The sequence below is a fragment of the Pandoraea pneumonica genome (genome assembly GCF_049918595.1).
In the GTDB taxonomy this organism is placed as follows: Bacteria; Pseudomonadota; Gammaproteobacteria; order Burkholderiales; family Burkholderiaceae; genus Pandoraea; species Pandoraea pneumonica_A.
Genome location: NZ_JBNCRZ010000001.1, coordinates 1,321,898 through 1,339,930 on the forward strand (window position 1 = coordinate 1,321,898; position 18,033 = coordinate 1,339,930).

Annotated in this window: 19 protein-coding genes; 11 read left to right on the forward strand and 8 right to left on the reverse strand. The window is 63.0% G+C overall.

Translation table 11 applies throughout. The annotated features are described in order from the left end of the window. Positions 1 to 34: 34 nt before the first annotated feature. The 4 genes from ACPWR9_RS06025 to ACPWR9_RS06040 all read right to left on the reverse strand — a co-directional run bounded on the left by ACPWR9_RS06025 (position 35) and on the right by ACPWR9_RS06040 (position 4,018). The gene (locus tag ACPWR9_RS06025) at positions 35 to 490 is read right to left on the reverse strand and encodes a CoA-binding protein (RefSeq protein ID WP_426296060.1); all 456 of its coding nucleotides are present in this window, start codon (positions 488 to 490) and stop codon (positions 35 to 37) included. A gap of 703 nt (positions 491 to 1,193) precedes the next feature. Then, a complete protein-coding gene (gene otnI / locus ACPWR9_RS06030) occupies positions 1,194 to 1,985 on the reverse strand; it encodes a 2-oxo-tetronate isomerase (protein ID WP_426296059.1) in 792 nt (263 codons plus the stop codon). A gap of 57 nt (positions 1,986 to 2,042) precedes the next feature. Beyond that, on the reverse strand, positions 2,043 to 2,660 hold the full coding sequence (locus ACPWR9_RS06035; RefSeq protein WP_426296058.1) for an energy transducer TonB family protein: 618 nt from the start codon (positions 2,658 to 2,660) through the stop codon (positions 2,043 to 2,045). A 110-nt stretch (positions 2,661 to 2,770) separates the two neighbouring features. Next, entirely contained in the window at positions 2,771 to 4,018 is a 1,248-nt protein-coding gene (locus tag ACPWR9_RS06040; RefSeq protein WP_426296057.1) for a dienelactone hydrolase family protein, read from the reverse strand. Positions 4,019 to 4,377: 359 nt separating this feature from the next. Here ACPWR9_RS06040 and arsC point away from each other — a divergent pair, with 359 nt between their 5' ends. After that, on the forward strand, positions 4,378 to 4,734 hold the full coding sequence (gene arsC / locus ACPWR9_RS06045; RefSeq protein ID WP_426296056.1) for an arsenate reductase (glutaredoxin): 357 nt from the start codon (positions 4,378 to 4,380) through the stop codon (positions 4,732 to 4,734). A gap of 70 nt (positions 4,735 to 4,804) precedes the next feature. Here arsC and ACPWR9_RS06050 read toward each other — a convergent pair whose 3' ends face one another. Both ACPWR9_RS06050 and ACPWR9_RS06055 read right to left on the reverse strand, forming a co-directional pair. Beyond that, positions 4,805 to 5,557 carry an exonuclease gene (locus ACPWR9_RS06050; protein ID WP_426296055.1) on the reverse strand — a complete coding sequence of 251 codons (753 nt, stop codon included), beginning with the start codon at positions 5,555 to 5,557 and terminating at the stop codon, positions 4,805 to 4,807. Beyond that, positions 5,554 to 6,210 carry an MBL fold metallo-hydrolase gene (locus ACPWR9_RS06055; protein ID WP_426296054.1) on the reverse strand — a complete coding sequence of 219 codons (657 nt, stop codon included), beginning with the start codon at positions 6,208 to 6,210 and terminating at the stop codon, positions 5,554 to 5,556. The genes ACPWR9_RS06050 and ACPWR9_RS06055 overlap by 4 nt, the downstream gene beginning before the upstream one ends. Positions 6,211 to 6,423: 213 nt before the next feature. On the opposite strand from ACPWR9_RS06055, the gene ACPWR9_RS06060 reads away from it, so the two are divergent. The 4 genes from ACPWR9_RS06060 to ACPWR9_RS06075 all read left to right on the forward strand — a co-directional run bounded on the left by ACPWR9_RS06060 (position 6,424) and on the right by ACPWR9_RS06075 (position 10,307). Beyond that, positions 6,424 to 7,026 carry a septal ring lytic transglycosylase RlpA family protein gene (locus ACPWR9_RS06060; RefSeq protein ID WP_426296053.1) on the forward strand — a complete coding sequence of 201 codons (603 nt, stop codon included), beginning with the start codon at positions 6,424 to 6,426 and terminating at the stop codon, positions 7,024 to 7,026. Positions 7,027 to 7,445: 419 nt separating this feature from the next. Then, positions 7,446 to 8,432, forward strand: coding sequence for an ABC transporter substrate-binding protein (locus ACPWR9_RS06065; RefSeq protein WP_426296052.1), 987 nt, complete (start codon positions 7,446 to 7,448; stop codon positions 8,430 to 8,432). 169 nt (positions 8,433 to 8,601) lie between these two features. Further along, positions 8,602 to 9,510 (forward strand): ABC transporter permease, encoded by a 909-nt coding sequence (locus ACPWR9_RS06070; RefSeq protein ID WP_426296051.1) that lies wholly within the window; start codon positions 8,602 to 8,604, stop codon positions 9,508 to 9,510. Between the two features lie 2 nt (positions 9,511 to 9,512). Then, complete coding sequence (locus ACPWR9_RS06075; protein WP_087721949.1) at positions 9,513 to 10,307, forward strand: ABC transporter ATP-binding protein; 795 nt, start codon at positions 9,513 to 9,515, stop codon at positions 10,305 to 10,307. 85 nt (positions 10,308 to 10,392) lie between these two features. Here ACPWR9_RS06075 and ACPWR9_RS06080 read toward each other — a convergent pair whose 3' ends face one another. Both ACPWR9_RS06080 and rsmI read right to left on the reverse strand, forming a co-directional pair. After that, a complete protein-coding gene (locus tag ACPWR9_RS06080; RefSeq protein ID WP_426296050.1) occupies positions 10,393 to 10,635 on the reverse strand; it encodes a type II toxin-antitoxin system Phd/YefM family antitoxin in 243 nt (80 codons plus the stop codon). Positions 10,636 to 10,845: 210 nt separating this feature from the next. Beyond that, positions 10,846 to 11,730: a 16S rRNA (cytidine(1402)-2'-O)-methyltransferase gene (gene rsmI, locus ACPWR9_RS06085; protein ID WP_426296049.1), complete on the reverse strand. Its 885-nt coding sequence runs from the start codon at positions 11,728 to 11,730 to the stop codon at positions 10,846 to 10,848. A 74-nt stretch (positions 11,731 to 11,804) separates the two neighbouring features. Here rsmI and ACPWR9_RS06090 point away from each other — a divergent pair, with 74 nt between their 5' ends. From ACPWR9_RS06090 to ACPWR9_RS06115, 6 genes are all read left to right on the forward strand, one after another. Continuing rightward, positions 11,805 to 12,158, forward strand: coding sequence for a YraN family protein (locus ACPWR9_RS06090; RefSeq protein ID WP_426296048.1), 354 nt, complete (start codon positions 11,805 to 11,807; stop codon positions 12,156 to 12,158). Between the two features lie 205 nt (positions 12,159 to 12,363). After that, a complete protein-coding gene (locus ACPWR9_RS06095; protein ID WP_150679307.1) occupies positions 12,364 to 12,951 on the forward strand; it encodes a phosphoheptose isomerase in 588 nt (195 codons plus the stop codon). Between the two features lie 118 nt (positions 12,952 to 13,069). Then, positions 13,070 to 13,843, forward strand: coding sequence for a BON domain-containing protein (locus ACPWR9_RS06100; protein WP_426296047.1), 774 nt, complete (start codon positions 13,070 to 13,072; stop codon positions 13,841 to 13,843). Positions 13,844 to 13,860: 17 nt separating this feature from the next. Then, complete coding sequence (locus ACPWR9_RS06105; RefSeq protein ID WP_426296046.1) at positions 13,861 to 14,358, forward strand: c-type cytochrome; 498 nt, start codon at positions 13,861 to 13,863, stop codon at positions 14,356 to 14,358. 9 nt (positions 14,359 to 14,367) lie between these two features. Further along, positions 14,368 to 15,681 (forward strand): FCSD flavin-binding domain-containing protein, encoded by a 1,314-nt coding sequence (locus ACPWR9_RS06110; protein WP_426296045.1) that lies wholly within the window; start codon positions 14,368 to 14,370, stop codon positions 15,679 to 15,681. Positions 15,682 to 15,910: 229 nt separating this feature from the next. After that, positions 15,911 to 17,692, forward strand: a complete 1,782-nt coding sequence (locus tag ACPWR9_RS06115) for a ShlB/FhaC/HecB family hemolysin secretion/activation protein (RefSeq protein WP_426296044.1) — start codon at positions 15,911 to 15,913, stop codon at positions 17,690 to 17,692. Positions 17,693 to 18,033: the final 341 nt, after the last annotated feature.

Here is an 18,033-nt window from a genome sequence, read left to right on the forward strand (position 1 = left end):
GCGTCTGGCGGTCTTTCTGGTCTCGCTCGGGAATTCAGGACTGACCGGCGCGGAGCATCTGCCAGCGCTGGTGTTCGATCTTGACGCAGCGATCCATCACGACATCGAGCCCGGCCGCCAATGCCACGGCGGCGGCATCGTCGTTCTCGATACCCAACTGCATCCATAAACTGTTCGCCCCAATCGCGACGGCCTCAATGGCGATGGGCGGAATGTCGGCGCTGCGCCGGAAACAATCGACCATCTGAATCCGCAGGCCCTCGGCACGCAGCGCATCGGCGGCTTCGGTGAGGCTGGCGTACACGGGCTCGCCCAGAATGGTCTCGCCGCTGTCGGCTGCCTGCGGGTTCACCGGCACGATGCGGTAACCGTGCTGCTGCATATAGCGCGACGTAGTGAAACTCGGCCGGTCGGGCCGCGGCGACAAGCCCACCACCGCGATAACGCGGTCGCGCGCCAGAATCTGTGCCAGTCGTTCGATGGTTTCCATGCGGGTCGGCCGGTCCGGCCGGAGAGTCAACGGTTGGACTGCGAAGCGACCTAGGTCGCCCAAGCGCGCGCCACATTGGTGCACGACTCGATGGCGCACTATGTTGCCACGCACAAAGACTGAACTTAGCACATCGACGCCGAGGGTGTGAAAACCGGATTGGCTCACCGCCATGGTGCGCGTTGTCACTGGAATGCAATTTCATTCGGTGACTCGGGATCACGTCCGATTAGACAAGTTACTCAGGATGACGAAACAAGTGACGTTTTACACGTCACGCAGGAAAGCCTTGCTGGAGAAGGGAGATGCTGCGGGTTTTCGAGGGAATTAGGGGGCGAGGTGTTACAACCTGAAACACTTTGTTACCCCTCCTGCTATACGTTTCCACCACAATGCATCTCAACGCTGAAGTGCTTATCCCCCGGTAACGCAGCAGCGCGGCTGTATCGGCAACGAGCGTCCCCCGGCGCAATTTGCAAGGTAGTTCGATACGGTGCTCCGAATCTGGTCTCCTCGCGCTAACCCCGTAGCGTGTGGTTTTGGCGGGCCCAAGTGTCCCGCCATTTTTTTGTCCAAAGCGTCCTACATCTTTCCTCACCCGTTCTCTGACAAGTGAGCGACATGCGCACGATGCGTCTACACAATTCGTTCGCCATCCGAGTGAAATTCGGAAATCTATTTATCCCTGCGTAATTCGCGCTGATTAGCGAGCCGCGCTGCGCAGCCACGGTTTGAGCCAGCCGAGGCCCGCACGCGTTTCGCCTTGCGGTCGGTATTCGCAGCCGATCCAACCCGCGTAGCCGAGTTCATCCAAAAGACGGAAGAGAAAGGGATAGTTGACTTCGCCGGTGTCGGGTTCGTGCCGCGCGGGGACGCCTGCGACTTGCACGTGTCCGATGTTGGCAATGTGTTGACGCAACTTCATGGCGAGATCGCCTTCGACGATCTGGCAGTGGTAAGCGTCGAACTGCACTTTGAGATTGCTCGCTCCGACTTCCTGACGAATCGCCTGCGCTTGATCCTGACGGGTGAGGAAGTAGCGCGGAAAGTCGCGCGGATTGATCGGCTCGATCAGAACGGTCACGCCATGGGCGGCGGCTTGTTCTGCCGCGTACGCCAGATTTTCGAGATAGACGGCGCGGCACTTCTCGGCCGATTGCGACGCATCCGGGCAACCGGCCATCACATGCAGCTGACGGCAGCCGAGCGTATCGGCATAGTCGAGCGCCAACTCGACGCCATCGCGAAACTGCGCCTCCCGCCCCGGCAGTGCCGCGAGGCCCCGCTCGCCGCTCGCCCAATCGCCGCCCGGTGTGTTGAACAGCACTTGCGTGAGCCCGGCATCGTCGAGCCGTGCGCGCACTTCGTTGGCTGGGTGCTCGTAGGGGAACAGACATTCCACGCCGCGGAAGCCATCGGCAGCGGCCTCGCGGAAACGTTCCAGAAATGGGACTTCCTGATAGAGCAGCGTCAGGTTCGCAGCAAATCGCGGCATGGGCAGAGTCTCCGTCGCGTGAAGCGCATCGTCAGATAGCAGATGCCTGCCACGATATCACTGGCCGTCGATCTGGGGCGCCGCCACGCTGCGCAATTGATACCGGCCGTCGTTATTGAAGAGCCACGTCTCGACGGCGCGCACCCGGCCACTGCTGTCCACCAATGCGCGGCTCGGTGCGGGCAACGGACTCGCCCGGCGCAGGCTCGCGACCGCAATGCGCTCGGCTTCACGATCGCCATTGCTGCGGTACAGGATGACCTGCGTGACGTTGCCGCTGCGATCGACCCAATATTCGAGCGACACGACGGAGCGCAGCATCGGCTGCGGATTGCCCGGCGTGATTTGGCGCGCGTTGACTTCGGTGACCCGTTGCGCAGCAGCGATTTTGTATTGATCGATGGCGCTGAGCGGCGCATTGCCCTGTGAGAAATCGAGCACGAGCGGCGATTTGGGGGCGAAGTCGGGATTCGAGCAACTCGTCAGGAGCAGAAGTGCGCTGCCCATCGCCAGGAAGGCAGGGCGAAACGCGCGACGCTTGGTGGGATTGGCGGGATTGACCGGGCCGGCGGCGAGGCCGCCGCGCGGGTTGCTGCCGATCTCACGCCACCAGCGCGAGCGCTGCCAGATGCGTGAGCCGCTGAAACGTACTCGTTGGGACGATGCGGTTTTCATGGGCGCCTCCTGCCAAGTCAGCGACGCTTCTTTGCTTTTCACGTCCTGTCGTGCGCTGACCGTCACGGCCATCGCACGACGTCCTGCATGACTTCACTGCCTTACATCATTCAATGCGGCCGAGTCCCGAACGACCAGTTCGGCATCAGCGTATTGGACGGCAAATTCTCATCCTGCAACTTGCGTGCGGTTTCGATCCCGGCCACGGGCAAGCCCGTCGGGTCGAGCAAGCCGATCTGCACGAGCACGCTCGCCTGATCCCAATAGATATGTTCGTGCTCGAGCTTGCCGCCACGGAAGCGCACGATCGCCACGAGCGGAATCTCGACGCGGCGCCCGGTCGGCGCCACGCCCGGCAGCATCCAGTCGACCGGCGTCGTGTGCGTGAAGCAGAACAACAACTCGTCGACCAGTTGCGTCGCTCCGATCGTGCGTGAGATCGGCACGAGCTTCGTGTCGGGCGGATTGCTGTTGACGAAGTGGTTGCGATAAAAGTGCGCGAGCTGCTGATGCCCGACACCGCCCGTCATCGTCGGGATGTGATTGACGTACGGCGCGTCGACCATCGTTTTCATCAGCGGATCGATCTCGCGGATGGCGAATTCGTAGGCGCAATGCGTCTCCCACAGCGAGGCGAAATCGAAATGCGGACCGATGACGTTGCGCAGGGCACCCATGGTGCGTTGATGCGCGAGTTGCGTCGCCGAGCGATTGAAGTGATCGCCGGGGCGAGCGAAGGCGTGGTCGGCGTCCGGATAGGTATAGAGGGTGACGTTCGGGTGCTCGCCCAACTGCGCGGCCAGCGTCTCGCGCACTTCGGCCGGGGCGTACTTGTCGAGTTCGGCAATGTGCAGCACGAGCGGCGGATGTTCCCCAGCGAGCTCTTCGACGTGTTGTTCGAGCCCCACGCCGTAATAACTGACGGCGACATCGGCGCTGGTGCGCGTGACCGAGAGCGCCGCGAGTTTGCCGCCGAGGCAGTAGCCGACCACACCGACCCCGCCCACGCATTCGGGCAGCGCGCGTACGGCATCGATGGTCGCGCCCACGTCTTCCATGCCGAGATCGACATCGAAGCTCTGGAACAGTGCGAACGCGCGTTGCCAGCCGCCCGGGGAATAATCCAGCTCGATACCCGGCTCGATGCGCCAGAACAGATCGGGGGCCAGGACCACGTAGCCCTCTTCGGCGTATCGGTCGGCAAGATCGCGAATATGCGCGTTCACACCGAATATCTCCTGACATAGCACCAAGCCCGGGCCCTTGTTGCTGCCGCCCTTGCTCGCGTCGGGTAAGGCGAGATACGCCTGAAAGGTTTTGCCGTCGCGCGATTCGATGCTGATGAAGCGTCCTGCCATGTCACTGTCTCCTGAGGGGGCCGGATCGTGCGGCAGACTGCGCTCTTCGCCTAGCTTAGGCGGTGCACGCGCACTGCGCCGCGCGGTAAACCCGCAGCGATGCAGCGAGGCGCGCAACCGTGCCCGTGAGGGGCGACGGACGGGCGCTGCCACCGGTTGGATACGCGGACATTACGGTGATGTTGCGGGGTAATGTTTTGCACTGGTTTTGCACTGGTTCGGCACGGCACTCGGACGGTACGACCAGATACTGCGGTCCGTGCTGTGGCGTCAGTAGCGGCATTCGACGATACCATGCATACTCGGAGCGCACGTTCGAAGGGTGAACGTCTGCCTGTTTTTGACGCATTGGAGTGACCATGATTACCGTGTATCACAACCCGCGCTGCTCGAAGTCGCGCGAAGCGCTGGCGCTCGTGGAAGGCTCGCCGGCCGTAGGCGGCAGCGATCTGCAAATCATCGAATATCTGAAGACGCCGCCGAAGGCGGCAGAACTCAAACGCCTGCAAAAGCTGCTGGGCGTGCCCGTGCGCGACATGATTCGCAGCAACGAGACCGAGTACACGGAGTTGGGATTGTCGGACAAGGAATTGACCGATGACGAATTGCTCGCCGCGATTGCCAAGCATCCGAAGCTGTTGCAACGGCCCATCGTGGTCAACGGCGACAAGGCGGTGATCGCTCGTCCGCCAGAGCTGGTGAACGAGGTTTTGTAATGCGGTTGAGGGCGAGGCCGACGCGGACTCGCCCCGGACTCGCCCGTTACGAACTGCCGTCGGCCTAGCGCTACGCTGCGCTGTCTTTCTCCGGACCCGCCTCGGCAGGCGATGCCTCACCTGCATCGGCGGCCGCTTGTGCTGCTGCCGAGCCGAACACGGGCTTGTCGGCATTTGCGGTCAACCCGGCACCACGCCATTCGGGCAGGCCTGCCAGCGTTTTCTGCTGTTCCTTCAACTCCGCGAGCATGTTGCAGAAGAGGGCACCTTGTTCGAGGGCGTCGTCGAGCGCGACGTGCGTGTGCGGCAGCGGGTCGAGCCACACCTGCGGCAGGCGCGGCTTGATGCACTTGCGATACGGCATGCCGGTCATCGCGAATGCTAGCGTCTTGATGTCTAGCGCTGACCACGAGAATGGGCAGCGTCCGACGAAACGCATCATGTACCAGAACATGAACGTGAAATCGAAGCCCGCCGGATACGCGACGAACACCGGTTTGCCGGGCAACTTCTCGACCCATTTCACGTAAGCCTTCATCGCCTTGGCCGGATCTTCCGGCTCGACGCGGCACGCGGCCCACGCCTCGGGTTCGGTCTTCCACCACTTCATCGTGAGCGGATGGCCCTTGGCGTCCGGCAAAAACTCGAGATTCGCGCTGAAGGTGCCGATCAGTTCCTTATCGGCGGTGTACGCCGCCGACGCGAAGCTCAACATCGAGTGCGGACCGGGAATCGGACCGTCGGCCTCGACGTCGGTGCTGACAAAAATCTCTTCGTCGACGGGAATGATGCGCGAGGGGACGCGGGCCGTGGCGGTGCTCATGCGCCGCTCCGAGCCAGCACGGCGTCGGCCACGTAGGGGTTCGTCTCACGCTCCTGACCAAAGGTGGACACGGGGCCGTGCCCCGGAATGAACGTCACGTCGTTGCCCAGCGGCCAAAGCTTGTCGCGAATCGAAGCAATCAGGTCGGCATGGTTACCGCGCGGGAAGTCGGTACGCCCGATGGAACCGGCGAACAGCACGTCGCCCACGCTCGCCAGTTGTTCGTCTTTGGCGAAGAACACCACATGACCTGGCGTGTGACCGGGGCAGTGGAAGACGTCCAGCGTGACATCGCCGAAGGTGACGGTGTCGCCGTCGCCCAGCCAGCGATCCGGCGTGAAGGACTGCGGCTCGGGAAAGCCGAAGCGCGCGCTCTGGGCTTCCAACTGGTCGATCCAGAAGGCGTCGTCAGGATGCGGGCCCTCGATGGGCACGTCGTACTTGGCGGCCAATTCGCCCGCACCGCCGCAGTGATCCAGATGGCCGTGCGTGAGGAAAATCTTCTCCAGCGTCACCCCTTGGCGCTCGATTTCGCCGACGATGCGCTCGATATCGCCGCCGGGGTCGACCACGGCGGCCCGGCGGGTCGCGTCGCAGACGAGCAGCGTGCAGTTCTGTTGGAAAGGCGTGACGGGAATCAGGGTGACGTTCATGAGGTATCGGGGACGCGGTTTTCGCCTATTGTAATTCGGCTAGCCAAGTCGCCACCGCGCGGCGCGCCTCGGGCCTGCCCGGCGGGCAACACAAGACGGGCCCCTCGGCCTCGACGTAACGCTTTGTAAACAAGCCACGCCATGTAAGTGAACGCTCGCTGATGGGTTGACTTTGACGGCGTGTTAAACTTGCGGGCTATGCGAACACGCGACATGCTCAAACGGTTCGCGGTCGGCTGCGCCCTCGCCCTGACGTTGACAGCCTGCACAACGCCGCTCGAACCCTCCAGCCAAACGGCTGCCGCCCCCTCGGCGACAGACGTCCGTACCCGCTCGCGTGAAGCCAACGCACCCGTTGGCTCCAGCTTCGATCTCCACTGGCCCGGCCGGACCTACCGAAACGAAGGGCTGAACCCCGGCGACCCGAACGCGCCGGACCGCGATGGCGAAGCCCGGTTGCGCGCCGACGCCGGCACGTTCTTCCAGACCGGCACGGCCTCGTGGTACGGCAAGAAATTTCACGGTCGGCGCACCGCCACGGGCGAAGCGTTCGACATGAATGAACTGACCGCCGCCCACCCCACGTTGCCGCTTGCGAGCTTTGTTCTCGTGCGCAACGTCGCCAACAACAAGACGGTGGTGGTGCGGATCAACGATCGCGGCCCTTACACCCGCAATCGCATCATCGATCTCTCCTACGGCGCGGCCAAACAGCTCGATTTCATCCGCTCGGGCCACGCGAAGGTCGAAATCCGCCGCTTGTCGCGTAGCGAAGTCGCTGCCCTCGGTCTCGACGAAAGCAATACCGCCCCCTGAGACTCCCGCCGTTTCCGGCACGCCGTCTCGAATTCAAATCGGATTCCTCTCAAAAACTGGGACAAAAGTGATCGGCGGTCGACGCGGATCACGTAGCGCGTCCCGGTTTTTTCACCGCCGATTGGCAATTTCCCCCTATCTCATTGGCTGAACGCTTCGCACGAATGTGCGCGAGTGCGAATTGACGCGACCAAATCGGCTAATTTTTTTCCGATTGCCGCACAGTTCTGCCAGTGTTTGGGCGCAATCCGATATGTGGCGGGCCTCGCCGTCCGTTGCGTTGGCAACCGTTGTTCGCTGCTGGGGATGTGGGTAGACTGTGCCCCACGCGCAGGTGCACGCTTTAAGTGCATCCGAATGAGGCCCGCAGAGACCCGGGCACGGCGCACCTTTCATAAAGCAATCCTGGAGGAGTTTTGATGTCGACCATGGGCAAATTCGCCAAGCGCACCCTGCTGTGCGCGGTGACGGCAACGATGTTGGGGGCAACTGGCGCTGCATTCGCGCAGGATACGAAGTCGGTGGCCGTGCTCGCCATCGTGGAACACCCGGCACTGGACGCCATTCGCGACGGCGCGCGCGACGAACTCAAGGCCGAAGGCTACGAAGTCGGTAAGAACCTCAAGTGGGAATATCAGAGCGCGCAAAGCAACGTGTCGACCGCCGCCCAGATCGCCCGCAAGTTCGTGGGCGATAAGCCGGATGCGATCATCGGCATCGCCACGCCGACGGCTCAGGCGGTCGTTGCTGCGACGAAGACCGTGCCGCTGGTCTACTCCGGCGTGACCGATCCGGTCGCCGCACAACTGGTCAAGAGCTGGGACGCCTCGGGCACCAACGTGACCGGTGTGTCGGACAAGCTGCCGCTGGACAAGCAAGTGGCACTGATCAAGCGCGTCGTGCCGAACGCCAAGCGCGTGGGCATGGTGTACAACCCGGGCGAAGCCAACTCGGTCGTGGTCGTCAACGAACTCAAGAAACTGCTACCCGCCGCTGGCCTGACGCTGGTTGAAGCTGCTGCCCCGCGTACCGTCGACATCAGCTCGGCGGCCAATAGCCTGGTCGGTAAGGTCGACGTGATCTACACGAACACGGACAACAACGTCGTGTCGGCATACGAGTCGCTGGTGAAGGTTGCTAACGATCGCAAGATTCCGCTGGTGGCATCGGATACCGACAGCGTGAAGCGTGGCGCGATTGCGGCACTGGGCATCAACTACTACGACCTGGGCCGTCAGACGGGTAAGGTGGTCGCGCGCATCCTGAAGGGTGAAAAGCCGGGCGCGATTGCGTCGCAGACCAGCTCGAATCTGGAACTGTTCGTCAACACGGCGGCCGCTGCCAAGCAAGGCGTGACGCTGTCGGACGATCTGGTGAAGGAAGCCAAGACGGTCATCAAGCAGTAAAGCGAGCGTGAAACCGGTGCGGCGGGCGAACGGCCTGCCCTGCCGGTGAGCGACTGGGCGGCGCCTGGACACGATCTGTCCGCGCCGCTCTTTTCCGCTTAAGCCCCCCAACGACGCGCCTCTCCGAGACCCGGCGGGGATCGTCTTGTGTAGTGGAATACCGAAAAAAATGTCCCTTTTTTCTATGATGGGCGCCCTGGAGATCGGCCTGATCTTCAGTCTGGTGGCGCTCGGGGTGCTGATCTCCTTTCGCATCCTCAATTTTCCCGACCTGACCGTTGACGGTAGCTTCGCCCTCGGCGGCGCTGTCGCAGCGACGCTGATCGCCGGCGGCATGAATCCGTTTCTGGCGACGCTTGCGGCAATGGCGGCAGGTTCGACGGCAGGTTTCATCACCGGCTGGCTCAATGTGCGTCTGAAGATCATGGATCTGCTCGCCAGTATCTTGATGATGATCGCGCTCTACTCGGTGAATCTGCGTGTGATGGGCGCGCCGAACGTGCCGCTGATTACGTCGCCTACCGTCTTCACGATGCTGCTGCCCGAGAATGCGCCGGCATGGCTGCCTGACTTCGTGCTGCGCCCGCTCTTGCTGCTGGTCGTGGTGGTGGTGGTGAAGCTGGGTCTGGACTATTTCTTCTCGTCGCAACAAGGTCTGGCCATGCGCTCGACCGGCGTGAATTCGCGCATGGCGCGTGCGCAGGGCGTGAATACCGGTCACGAGATTCTGGCGGGGATGGCGTTGTCGAACGCGTTGGTCGCGCTGGCCGGTGCGCTGTTTGCACAGTCGCAGGGCGGGGCGGATATCTCGATGGGGATCGGTACCATCGTGATCGGTTTGGCGGCGGTCATCATCGGCGAGACGATTCTGCCGGCGCGCCGTCTGATTCTGACGACCTTGGCAGTGGTGGTAGGGGCGGTGCTGTATCGCTTCTTTATCGCGCTGGCGCTCAATAGCGATTTCATCGGTCTGAAGGCGCAAGACCTCAACTTGGTGACGGCATTGCTCGTCGCGGTGGCGCTGGTGTTGCCGGCCACGCGTCGTAAGCTGTTCCCGCGCAAGAACGGAGGTGCCTGATCATGTTGAGCGCAAAAGACCTGAAGATCACTTTCAACCCGGGCACGCCGATTGAGAACCGTGCACTGCGTGGCATGTCGCTCGACATTCCGACGGGGCAATTCGTGACGGTGATCGGTTCGAACGGGGCGGGCAAGTCGACGTTCCTGAACGCAATCAGCGGCGACTTGATCGTCGACACGGGCACGATCTCGATCGACGGCAACGACGTCACGAAGAAGACGGCGTGGCAGCGTGCGAGTCAGGTGGCCCGCGTGTTTCAGGACCCGATGGCGGGCACCTGCGAGGCGCTGACCATCGAAGAGAACATGGCGTTGGCGGTGAAGCGTGGCGAGAGCCGTAGCTTCCGGCTGGCACTGAACAAGCCGTTGCGTGAGCGGTTCCGTGAGAAGTTGAGCCTGCTGAATTTGGGGCTTGAGAATCGTTTGTCGGACCGTATCGGTCTGCTCTCGGGCGGTCAGCGTCAGGCGGTGAGTTTGCTGATGGCGTCGTTGCAGCCGTCACGCATTTTGCTGCTCGACGAACATACGGCGGCGCTCGATCCGAAGACGGCGGCGTTCGTGCTGGAACTGACGGCGCGCATCGTGCAGGAGAGCAAGCTCACGGCGATGATGGTCACGCACAGCATGCGTCAGGCACTCGACTACGGCGATCGTACGGTGATGCTCCACCAGGGCAAAGTCGTGCTCGACGTGTCGGGCGAGGAGCGCAAGGGGCTGGACGTGCCCGACCTGCTCCAGATGTTCGAACGCACCCGCGGCGAACAACTCGACGACGATGCACTGCTGCTGAGCTGATTGTCGCTGTCGGCTAACCAGCCAATGAAAAAAGCCCGCTTCGGCGGGCTTTTTCTATGTTGAACGCGATAGTAGGAATTGCAGGTCATAGGTCGTCAAGCTTCGTACTCACCGGCGTTTCATCTGCGCGCGAGCGGATGATATCGGCGAGTTCGGCGTCGTCGAGGCGTTCGCAAATGGCTTCCCAATCCGCAGCAGGGATCAAGTAGGCCACGGGTTTATTGCGATTCAGGATGGCGACGGGGCCATCGGCGCGCTCAATGGCGGCACTGGGGTTCAGTTTCAATTCGCTGATTCCGATCGATGCGCGGGCAAGGATGTTTTTCATCTCACGTCTCATAAGGCCCGGGGGGAGGCGGTCGGCATGCAAGCATGCACCGGCCGAGACCACACAATTGCCTCAATCATAGGTCGACGGCCGATGCGATCGATTGGGTAATTGCCAGAATTACCCACGGAGTTTTCCGAATTTCGAACGCTTCATCGCCGCTGGTGTGCGGCCCTTTCGTCGCCCATTCACCGGGCGATCCCAGACGAATCACCCGTTCTTCAGCGCCAGTGCCCGTTCATATAGCGCGTTCTTCGGCGAGCCCGTGATCGCGGCGGCCAGCTTGGCGGCGCTCTTTGTCGGCAACTCTGCTACCAGCAACGCCAGCACTCGTTGCGCTTCGGCATCGACGCCATCGTCGGTCGTGCTCGCGGCCGCGCCGGACACCACCAAGACGAACTCGCCGCGCTGACGGTTGGCGTCTGCCTTCAGCCACGCCTCGCCGTCGCTCAGCGCGCACTCGTGAATCTCTTCGAAGCGCTTGGTCAACTCGCGCCCGATCAGCAACTTGCGCTCGCCACCTAGCCCTTCGGCCAACGCCGCAACCGTCTCGACAATGCGGTGCGGCGCTTCGTAGAACACCTGTGCCGCGGTGGCGCCGGCCAATGCCGTGATCGCCTGCGCACGCTGTTGCGCTTTGGACGGCAAGAAGCCAACGAAGGTGAATGTCTCGACCCACGCTCCCGCCGCCGAAAGCAGTGTGATGATGGCGCTCGCCCCCGGCACCGGCACCACGCCGAGGCCAGCAGCACGCACCGCATCGACGAGTCGCGCTCCCGGATCGGAGATGCCGGGGGTGCCAGCGTCCGAAATATAGGCAATGCGCTCGCCCGCCTGCAAACGCTCGACAAGCCGCGTCGCGACAGTGTTTTCGTTGTGTTCGTGCGCCGCAATCAGGGGCTTGTCGATGCCGTAACGCTGCAACAACTGCGCGCTGTTGCGCGTATCTTCACAGGCGATGGCATCGACCATGCCGAGGACGTGAAGGGCGCGCACCGTAATGTCGGCGGTGTTGCCCAAGGGCGTCGCGACGATGTAGAGCGTGCCGGGCGGATAGTGCTGACCTTCGGCCAGCGACATCAGGCGGTCGTCCATCTCAGCAGCCTCCCGCCGTCGGTGCGAGCGCGTCGCGTGTCATCGTGAACATCGGGGTACAGATCGGAACAACCATGTCGAATCAGCTTGGAGAATCGTTTGAAGCCCGCGCGCTGGCTATGCTGGAGCGTCGCGGCTGGCGGCTCGTCGCGCGCAATTATCGGTGCCGCGGCGGCGAAATCGACCTCATTATGCGCGATCGCGCGGGCGTACTGGTGTTCGTCGAGGTCCGCGCGCGCCACCGGGCGGACTTCGGCGGGGCCGCGGCAAGTATCTCCCGCGCCAAGCGCCAACGTCTGATGCTCGCCGCCCGTCACTATCTACTGCGCCGCCCGGCCGGGCGCTGCCGCTTCGATGTCGTCGCGTTCGACGGCGCCCCGCCCGTGGTCAGCTGGCTGCCCGACGCCTTTCGCACCGACGATGCATGAGCACTTAGCGAGCGCAACACGCCACGCCTTCGAGGCCACGGGAGAACCCCGCGGGGCGCGCCCTGTTACACTTGCGAAAGTGCCGTCTGCAAGCGGGCTCGGGCTTTTCCGGGATTTCGCGAGTGACGGCTGTGATCGTCGGCCATGCAGGGACACTGCGCCCACACCGGGCCGACAGCTTTTGCGACACCCTGGCACAACGACCATGTCGATCGAACGAATTCAACAACACTTCACGGATAGCGTCGAAACCAAGCTGGCCGCGCGCGACGCGCTTGCCGACCCCATCGCCGCCGCCGCCGAGGTCATGTTCAATGCGCTGTCCAACGGCAACAAGATCCTCGCTTGCGGTAACGGCGGATCGGCCGCCGATTGCCAGCACTTCGCCGCCGAACTCGTCGGCCGTTTCGAGCGCGAACGCCCCGAACTGCCGGCCATCGCCCTGACCACCGACTCGTCGATCCTGACGGCCGTGGGCAACGACTACAACTTCGACGCCATCTTCTCCAAGCAGGTGCGCGCGCTCGGGCAACCCGGCGACATCCTGCTGGCCATCACCACGTCGGGCAACTCGGGCAACGTGCTCGCCGCCATCGAGGCAGCCCACGAGCGCGAAATGCACGTGATCGCCCTGACCGGCAAAGGCGGTGGCAAGGTCAATGCGGCACTGGGCGAACTGGACGTGCATATCTGCGTGCCGGCCGATCGCACGGCGCGCATTCAGGAAGTTCATCTGCTGACCATTCACTGCCTGTGCGACCTGGTCGACGCGATGCTATTCGGCGACGCGTGAACCTAATGTCACTCTAAGGCGTCAAGATCATCACGCACACCACCCGCGGGGGCGGGCGGTGTCGGCAGGGGACGGCGGGGGCCGGCCCGTTCGACCCATCCAACAAGGAGAATGCCCGATGAGTTTCCAACGCGCAGTCAGGCCGCTGGTAGCGGCTGCGTTGATCACTGCAACCCTGGCCGGTTGCGCCCCCATCATCCTCGGCGGTGCCGCCACCGGGGCACTGGTCGCCACGGATCGCCGCTCGGTCGGTGCGCAGACGGAAGACCGTGAAATTCAGGTCAAGGCGGAAGCCAATACCGCCAACACGCTGACCGACGACGCCGTGCACGTCAACGTGACCGTCTTCAACCGTCGCGTATTGCTGACCGGCGAAGTGCCGGACGAGAACACCAAGCAACGCGCCGTCGACATCGTCAAGCAAATCAGCAACGTGCGCGGCATCGTCGACGAACTCGCGATCGGACCGAAGAGCTCGTTCGGCTCGCGCTCGAACGACGCGTGGATCACCAGCAAGGTCAAAGCCAACCTCATCAACACGAAGGAGATTTCAGCCAACGTGTTCAAGGTGGTGACCGAGCGCGGCGACGTGTACCTGATGGGCCTCGTGTCGGAAGAAGAAGGGCGCATTGCCGCCAACGTCGCGAGCCGTATCGATGGCGTGCAGAAGGTGATCAAGCTGTATGAGTACGTGAAGCCGGAAGAGGCACAGCGTCTGTCGACCGAAGCGCAGAAGAACCCGGCCCCGGCGCAAGGCGACGATAGCAATGCCGCGACGGTGACGACTACGCCGATCGGCACCGACACGGTGACGGCCAAGCCGTTGTCGTCGCCCGCACCGATCAGCGACGCACCGATCAAGCCCGGCCCGTCGAACAAGACGGGTAACTGACGGCACGATTCGCGCGCATGCGCGTACCCCTCCTGGAAGGTTCGAACCGCCGGCATCGTCTTCGGATGATGCCGGCGCCGTTCATTCTGGCGATGGGGATGACGTTGACGGCCTCGATGGCCGCCGCGTCCGATTCCGCCAATATCCAACCCGACTGGCAAGCCCGCGATTGGGCGATGGCGTGCATGACGTGTCATAACGCTGCCGCGCCAGCGAGTGCGGGGAAGGCGGCGCTGCGCAAACTCGAAGGACGTCCGGCGGCAGAACTGGTCGCTGCGCTGCAAGGGTTGCGCAATGGCAAAGCGGCGGACGGTCGTTCTGCGACCCTCATGCCGCAATTGCTCAAGGGCTATCGCGACGACGAGTTGCAACGTATCGCGGCTTACTTCGCATCACAATCAGCTTCGCAGTCGGCCTCACAGCCAGGCTTGCGGCCGCCTTCGCAAGTGCCCGCGCAGTCGTCCGCTTCACGGCGCCAACCCGTCGCGCCCGCTACGGCGCGCGCGCCCCAATAGGTCCGCACGATGCATCGTCGCGACTTTCTCCTCGGCTTGGGCTCAGCGGCGGCGCTGGGTGGCGTGTCGGACGCATTTGCCGCCGGTGCGTCGTCGTCCGCCAATCCGTGGATCACACCCGTCAAGGGGCGCGCCCGCGTCGTGGTGATCGGGGGCGGCTTCGGCGGTGCGACGGCAGCCAAATACCTGCGCCAGCTCTCGGGCAACACCGTCGACGTAACGCTCGTCGAGCCGAATGCGGCTTTCGTGTCGGCCCCGTTGTCGAATCTCGTGGTCGGCGGCAACCTGCGCGTGAACGATCTCACGGTGCCGTACGACCGGCTGGTCGCCCGTCATGGCGTGGTCTGGCGGCGTACGCGCGCCAACGGCATCGACGCAGCCAGCAAGCACGTGCAACTCGCCGACGGCAGCAAGCTCTCCTACGACAAGCTGATCGTCGCGCCCGGCATCGCGTTGCGTCGAGAAGCGATTGCCGGGTTCAACGACAAGGCTGTGCGCGAAGCGCTGCCCGTGGGCTGGACCGACGCCCGCGAAAGCGCCGCGCTGCACGCCCGCTTGCAAGCCATGCCCGAGGGGGGCGTCTTCGCCATCACGATTCCCGAAGCCCCGTTCCGTTGCCCGCCCGCGCCGTACGAGCGCGCCTGTCAGGCGGCCGCGTGGCTCAAGCAGCACAAGCCGCGTGCCAAGGTGCTGATCTTCGACGCGAACGACGAAGTGTTGGCGGAAGCGGAGCAGTTTCACGAAGTCTGGCGCACGCAGTTCGCCGATATCGTCGAATACCACCCGCAGTTCAATTGCACGGAAGTCGCCATCGATGGCGCGAAGCAGGTCGCTCGGTTCGAATTGGGTGAAGAGGTCAGGGCCGACGTGCTGAACGTCATCCCACCGATGCGCGCAGGCGATATCGCGACCGCGAGCGGGCTGGCCACGGCCAATGGCCGTTGGTGCGACGTCGATTTCCTGACCTTTGTCTCGACCGCCCAGCCCGATATTCATGTGCTCGGCGACGCGGTCCAGATCGCGCCGCAAATGCCCAAGTCGGGCCATATGGCCAACCAGCACGGCAAGGTGTGCGCCGCGGCCATCGTGGCGACGCTGGCCGGTCGTCCGGTGAACCCCGAACCGCTCTATAGCAATACTTGCTATACGTTTGTTTCGGCGACGCAGGCCATGCACGTTGCCAGTGTCCATCGCTATGACGCAGCGCAGCGCACCATGCTGCCCGTACCCGGCACAGGCGGCGCATCACCGCATGCCAATGGCGACGAATTCGCGCTCGGACTCGCGTGGGCGCAAGGCATCTGGGCCGACATGCTGGCCTGATGCGCCACGCCGCGGTATTTCGGTCTGCAACGCAATCATCCAGCGCGTTTGGAAGGTTTTCTCTAAGTCCCCCGGTCCCGCTGCCATCGCCGTGTTGCAGGCGTGGTGTCTGATTGTTCCCTGATTGTTGCGTGGGCGCCGCAGTCCCCCTGCTTTCCTTCATTGACGGGGCCTGCGGCCTCTCGGTTACACTGGCTCCACGAAAAAATAAGCGTTGGGGGGCATAGGGATGGCGTATCGCCAGGGAGGGTCCCGTCTTGCGTCGCGGGTCACGCGCGGGGACTCGGTCAAGACCGTTCGCAGCCGTCAAGTTGCACGCGTTGTTCGCATCGTCCATCTCGTCACCACGTCAGTCGCCATCGGCGGTCTGCTCACCAGCCAGTTGGCGTGGGCCGATGCTAGCCCGGTGCGCGGCGACCCGATGCAAAGTCTTCCGAAAATCGAGGCGCCCAAGCCCGCGCCTCTCGACCTTCACATTCAGCCACCCTCGCAGGACGACGCGCTCAAGGCCCTGTTGGCCCGCCCAATCACGCCTCAGCGTTTCGGCATCGAAGGCGTGAAGTCGATCCCGTTCGATCAGGTGGCGGCGCTGTTCGCGCCCATGGCGGGTAAGGAAGTCACCATCGGCGATCTGGTGGAGAAGGCCAATCAGGTCACGAAGATGTATCAGGACGCGGGCTACCTGCTCTCGTTCGCGTTCGTGCCTGCGCAGGACTTCGCCAATGGTTTTGTGCGGGTAACGATCGTCGAAGGCTATATCTCGTCGACGAAGATCACGGGCAAGCCGGGGCCGTCCGAGCAACGTTTGCGAGATATCGCCGCCCACATCGAGGCGGAACGCCCGCTCAAGCGCGCCACGTTCGAGCGCTACCTGAACCTGCTCACGCTTGTGCCCGGCATGAAGATCAAAGCCGACGTGCAGCCGCCCACGCAGACCGACGGCGCGACCGAACTATCGTTGGATGTCGCGCGTCAGCCGGTCACTGCGGGCACGTCGCTCTCGTATAACAACCCGGGCATTCGCGGCGTGTTCACGGTGACGAGCAACGCGCTCTCGCCGCTTGGCGAACAGATTCAACTGACGGCCATCGCCCCGAAGGGACACAACGACGAGGAGTTTTACTCGGGGTCGTACATTCAGCCGCTCGGCTCGAACGGTTTGCAGGCGCGCGTGGATGCGTCGCACTACCGCGGCCAGCCGGACGACCAGCAACTCGCCGGGCTCACGCGCCATCTCGACACCAAACGCGTGGCAGTGACCCTGTCGTATCCGATTCTGCTCAACAATCAGCGCAGCCTGACGGCCAGCGGCGGCATGTATGGCGTGAATTCGCGCGACCGCTACGAAGTGCCGAACTCGCCGAATTTCATCAACTCGCAGGCCAACGTGCGGGCCGCGCAGGTGCAACTCGCTTACAACGAAGTCACCGACAAGCAAACGCGCAGTGCCACGTTGGGCGTGTTCAAGGGCTTCAACGGGCTGGGCGCGAGCCAGTCGTACACCACGCAGCCCGCCGGTATTCAGCAGATTCTCGGGCCGTACGATCTCGGCTTCTGGCGCTTCACGCTCGACGCCAAGCAAGGTGTCGTGCTGCCATGGGACTTCGGTGTCGTCGTCTCGGCGGGCGGGCAGTACAGCGGCAACACGCTGCCAACGTCCGAGCAGGCGACGTTCGGCGGGATGCGCTACGGTCTCGGCTATCCGGCCGGTGAAGTCGCGGGCGACAAGGGCTGGGGCGCGTCGCTGGAGATCAACCGGCTGTTCCGCACGGACTTCCGCTATCTCAAGACCGTACAGCCGTACATCATTGCCGACACTGCGCGTGTCTATTTGAACTACGGTCAGCTCGTGCATAACAATCTCGCGTCGGTGGGTATCGGCGTGCGGATTTCCGACCGGAAGTACTACACGCTCGATCTGTCGGTCGCCAAGCCGATGGCCGACGCGCCGACCAATTCGCCGAACCGGCCGCTGCGCTTCAACGCGAACTACTCTTATCAATTCGAGTAAACGGGCATGGGCGGTGGATCGCCACCGACGCCAAACGGGACGTCGTACGCAGAGCAAAGGGCTCTGATGCGACGTCCCGAGTCATTTTTCTTATCGGGTTTTTCCCTGATGCCAGTGAAGCGTGCCGAGTGCGAAGCGATTGCCCACTTATCGAAGCCATTGCCGATGGCCATCCCGCACGTGCATAACCCGTCGCGCGCTATATCTCGCCGTATACATGGAAATCCGATTTTCGTCCCGAAAACCTGTGGCGAGCTGAGCAATAGATCGGCGTCCGATATGTTGCAGCGCAGCTTGCTTATCCCGTCTGTTATTTCGATTATCCGTATATGCGTATGTAG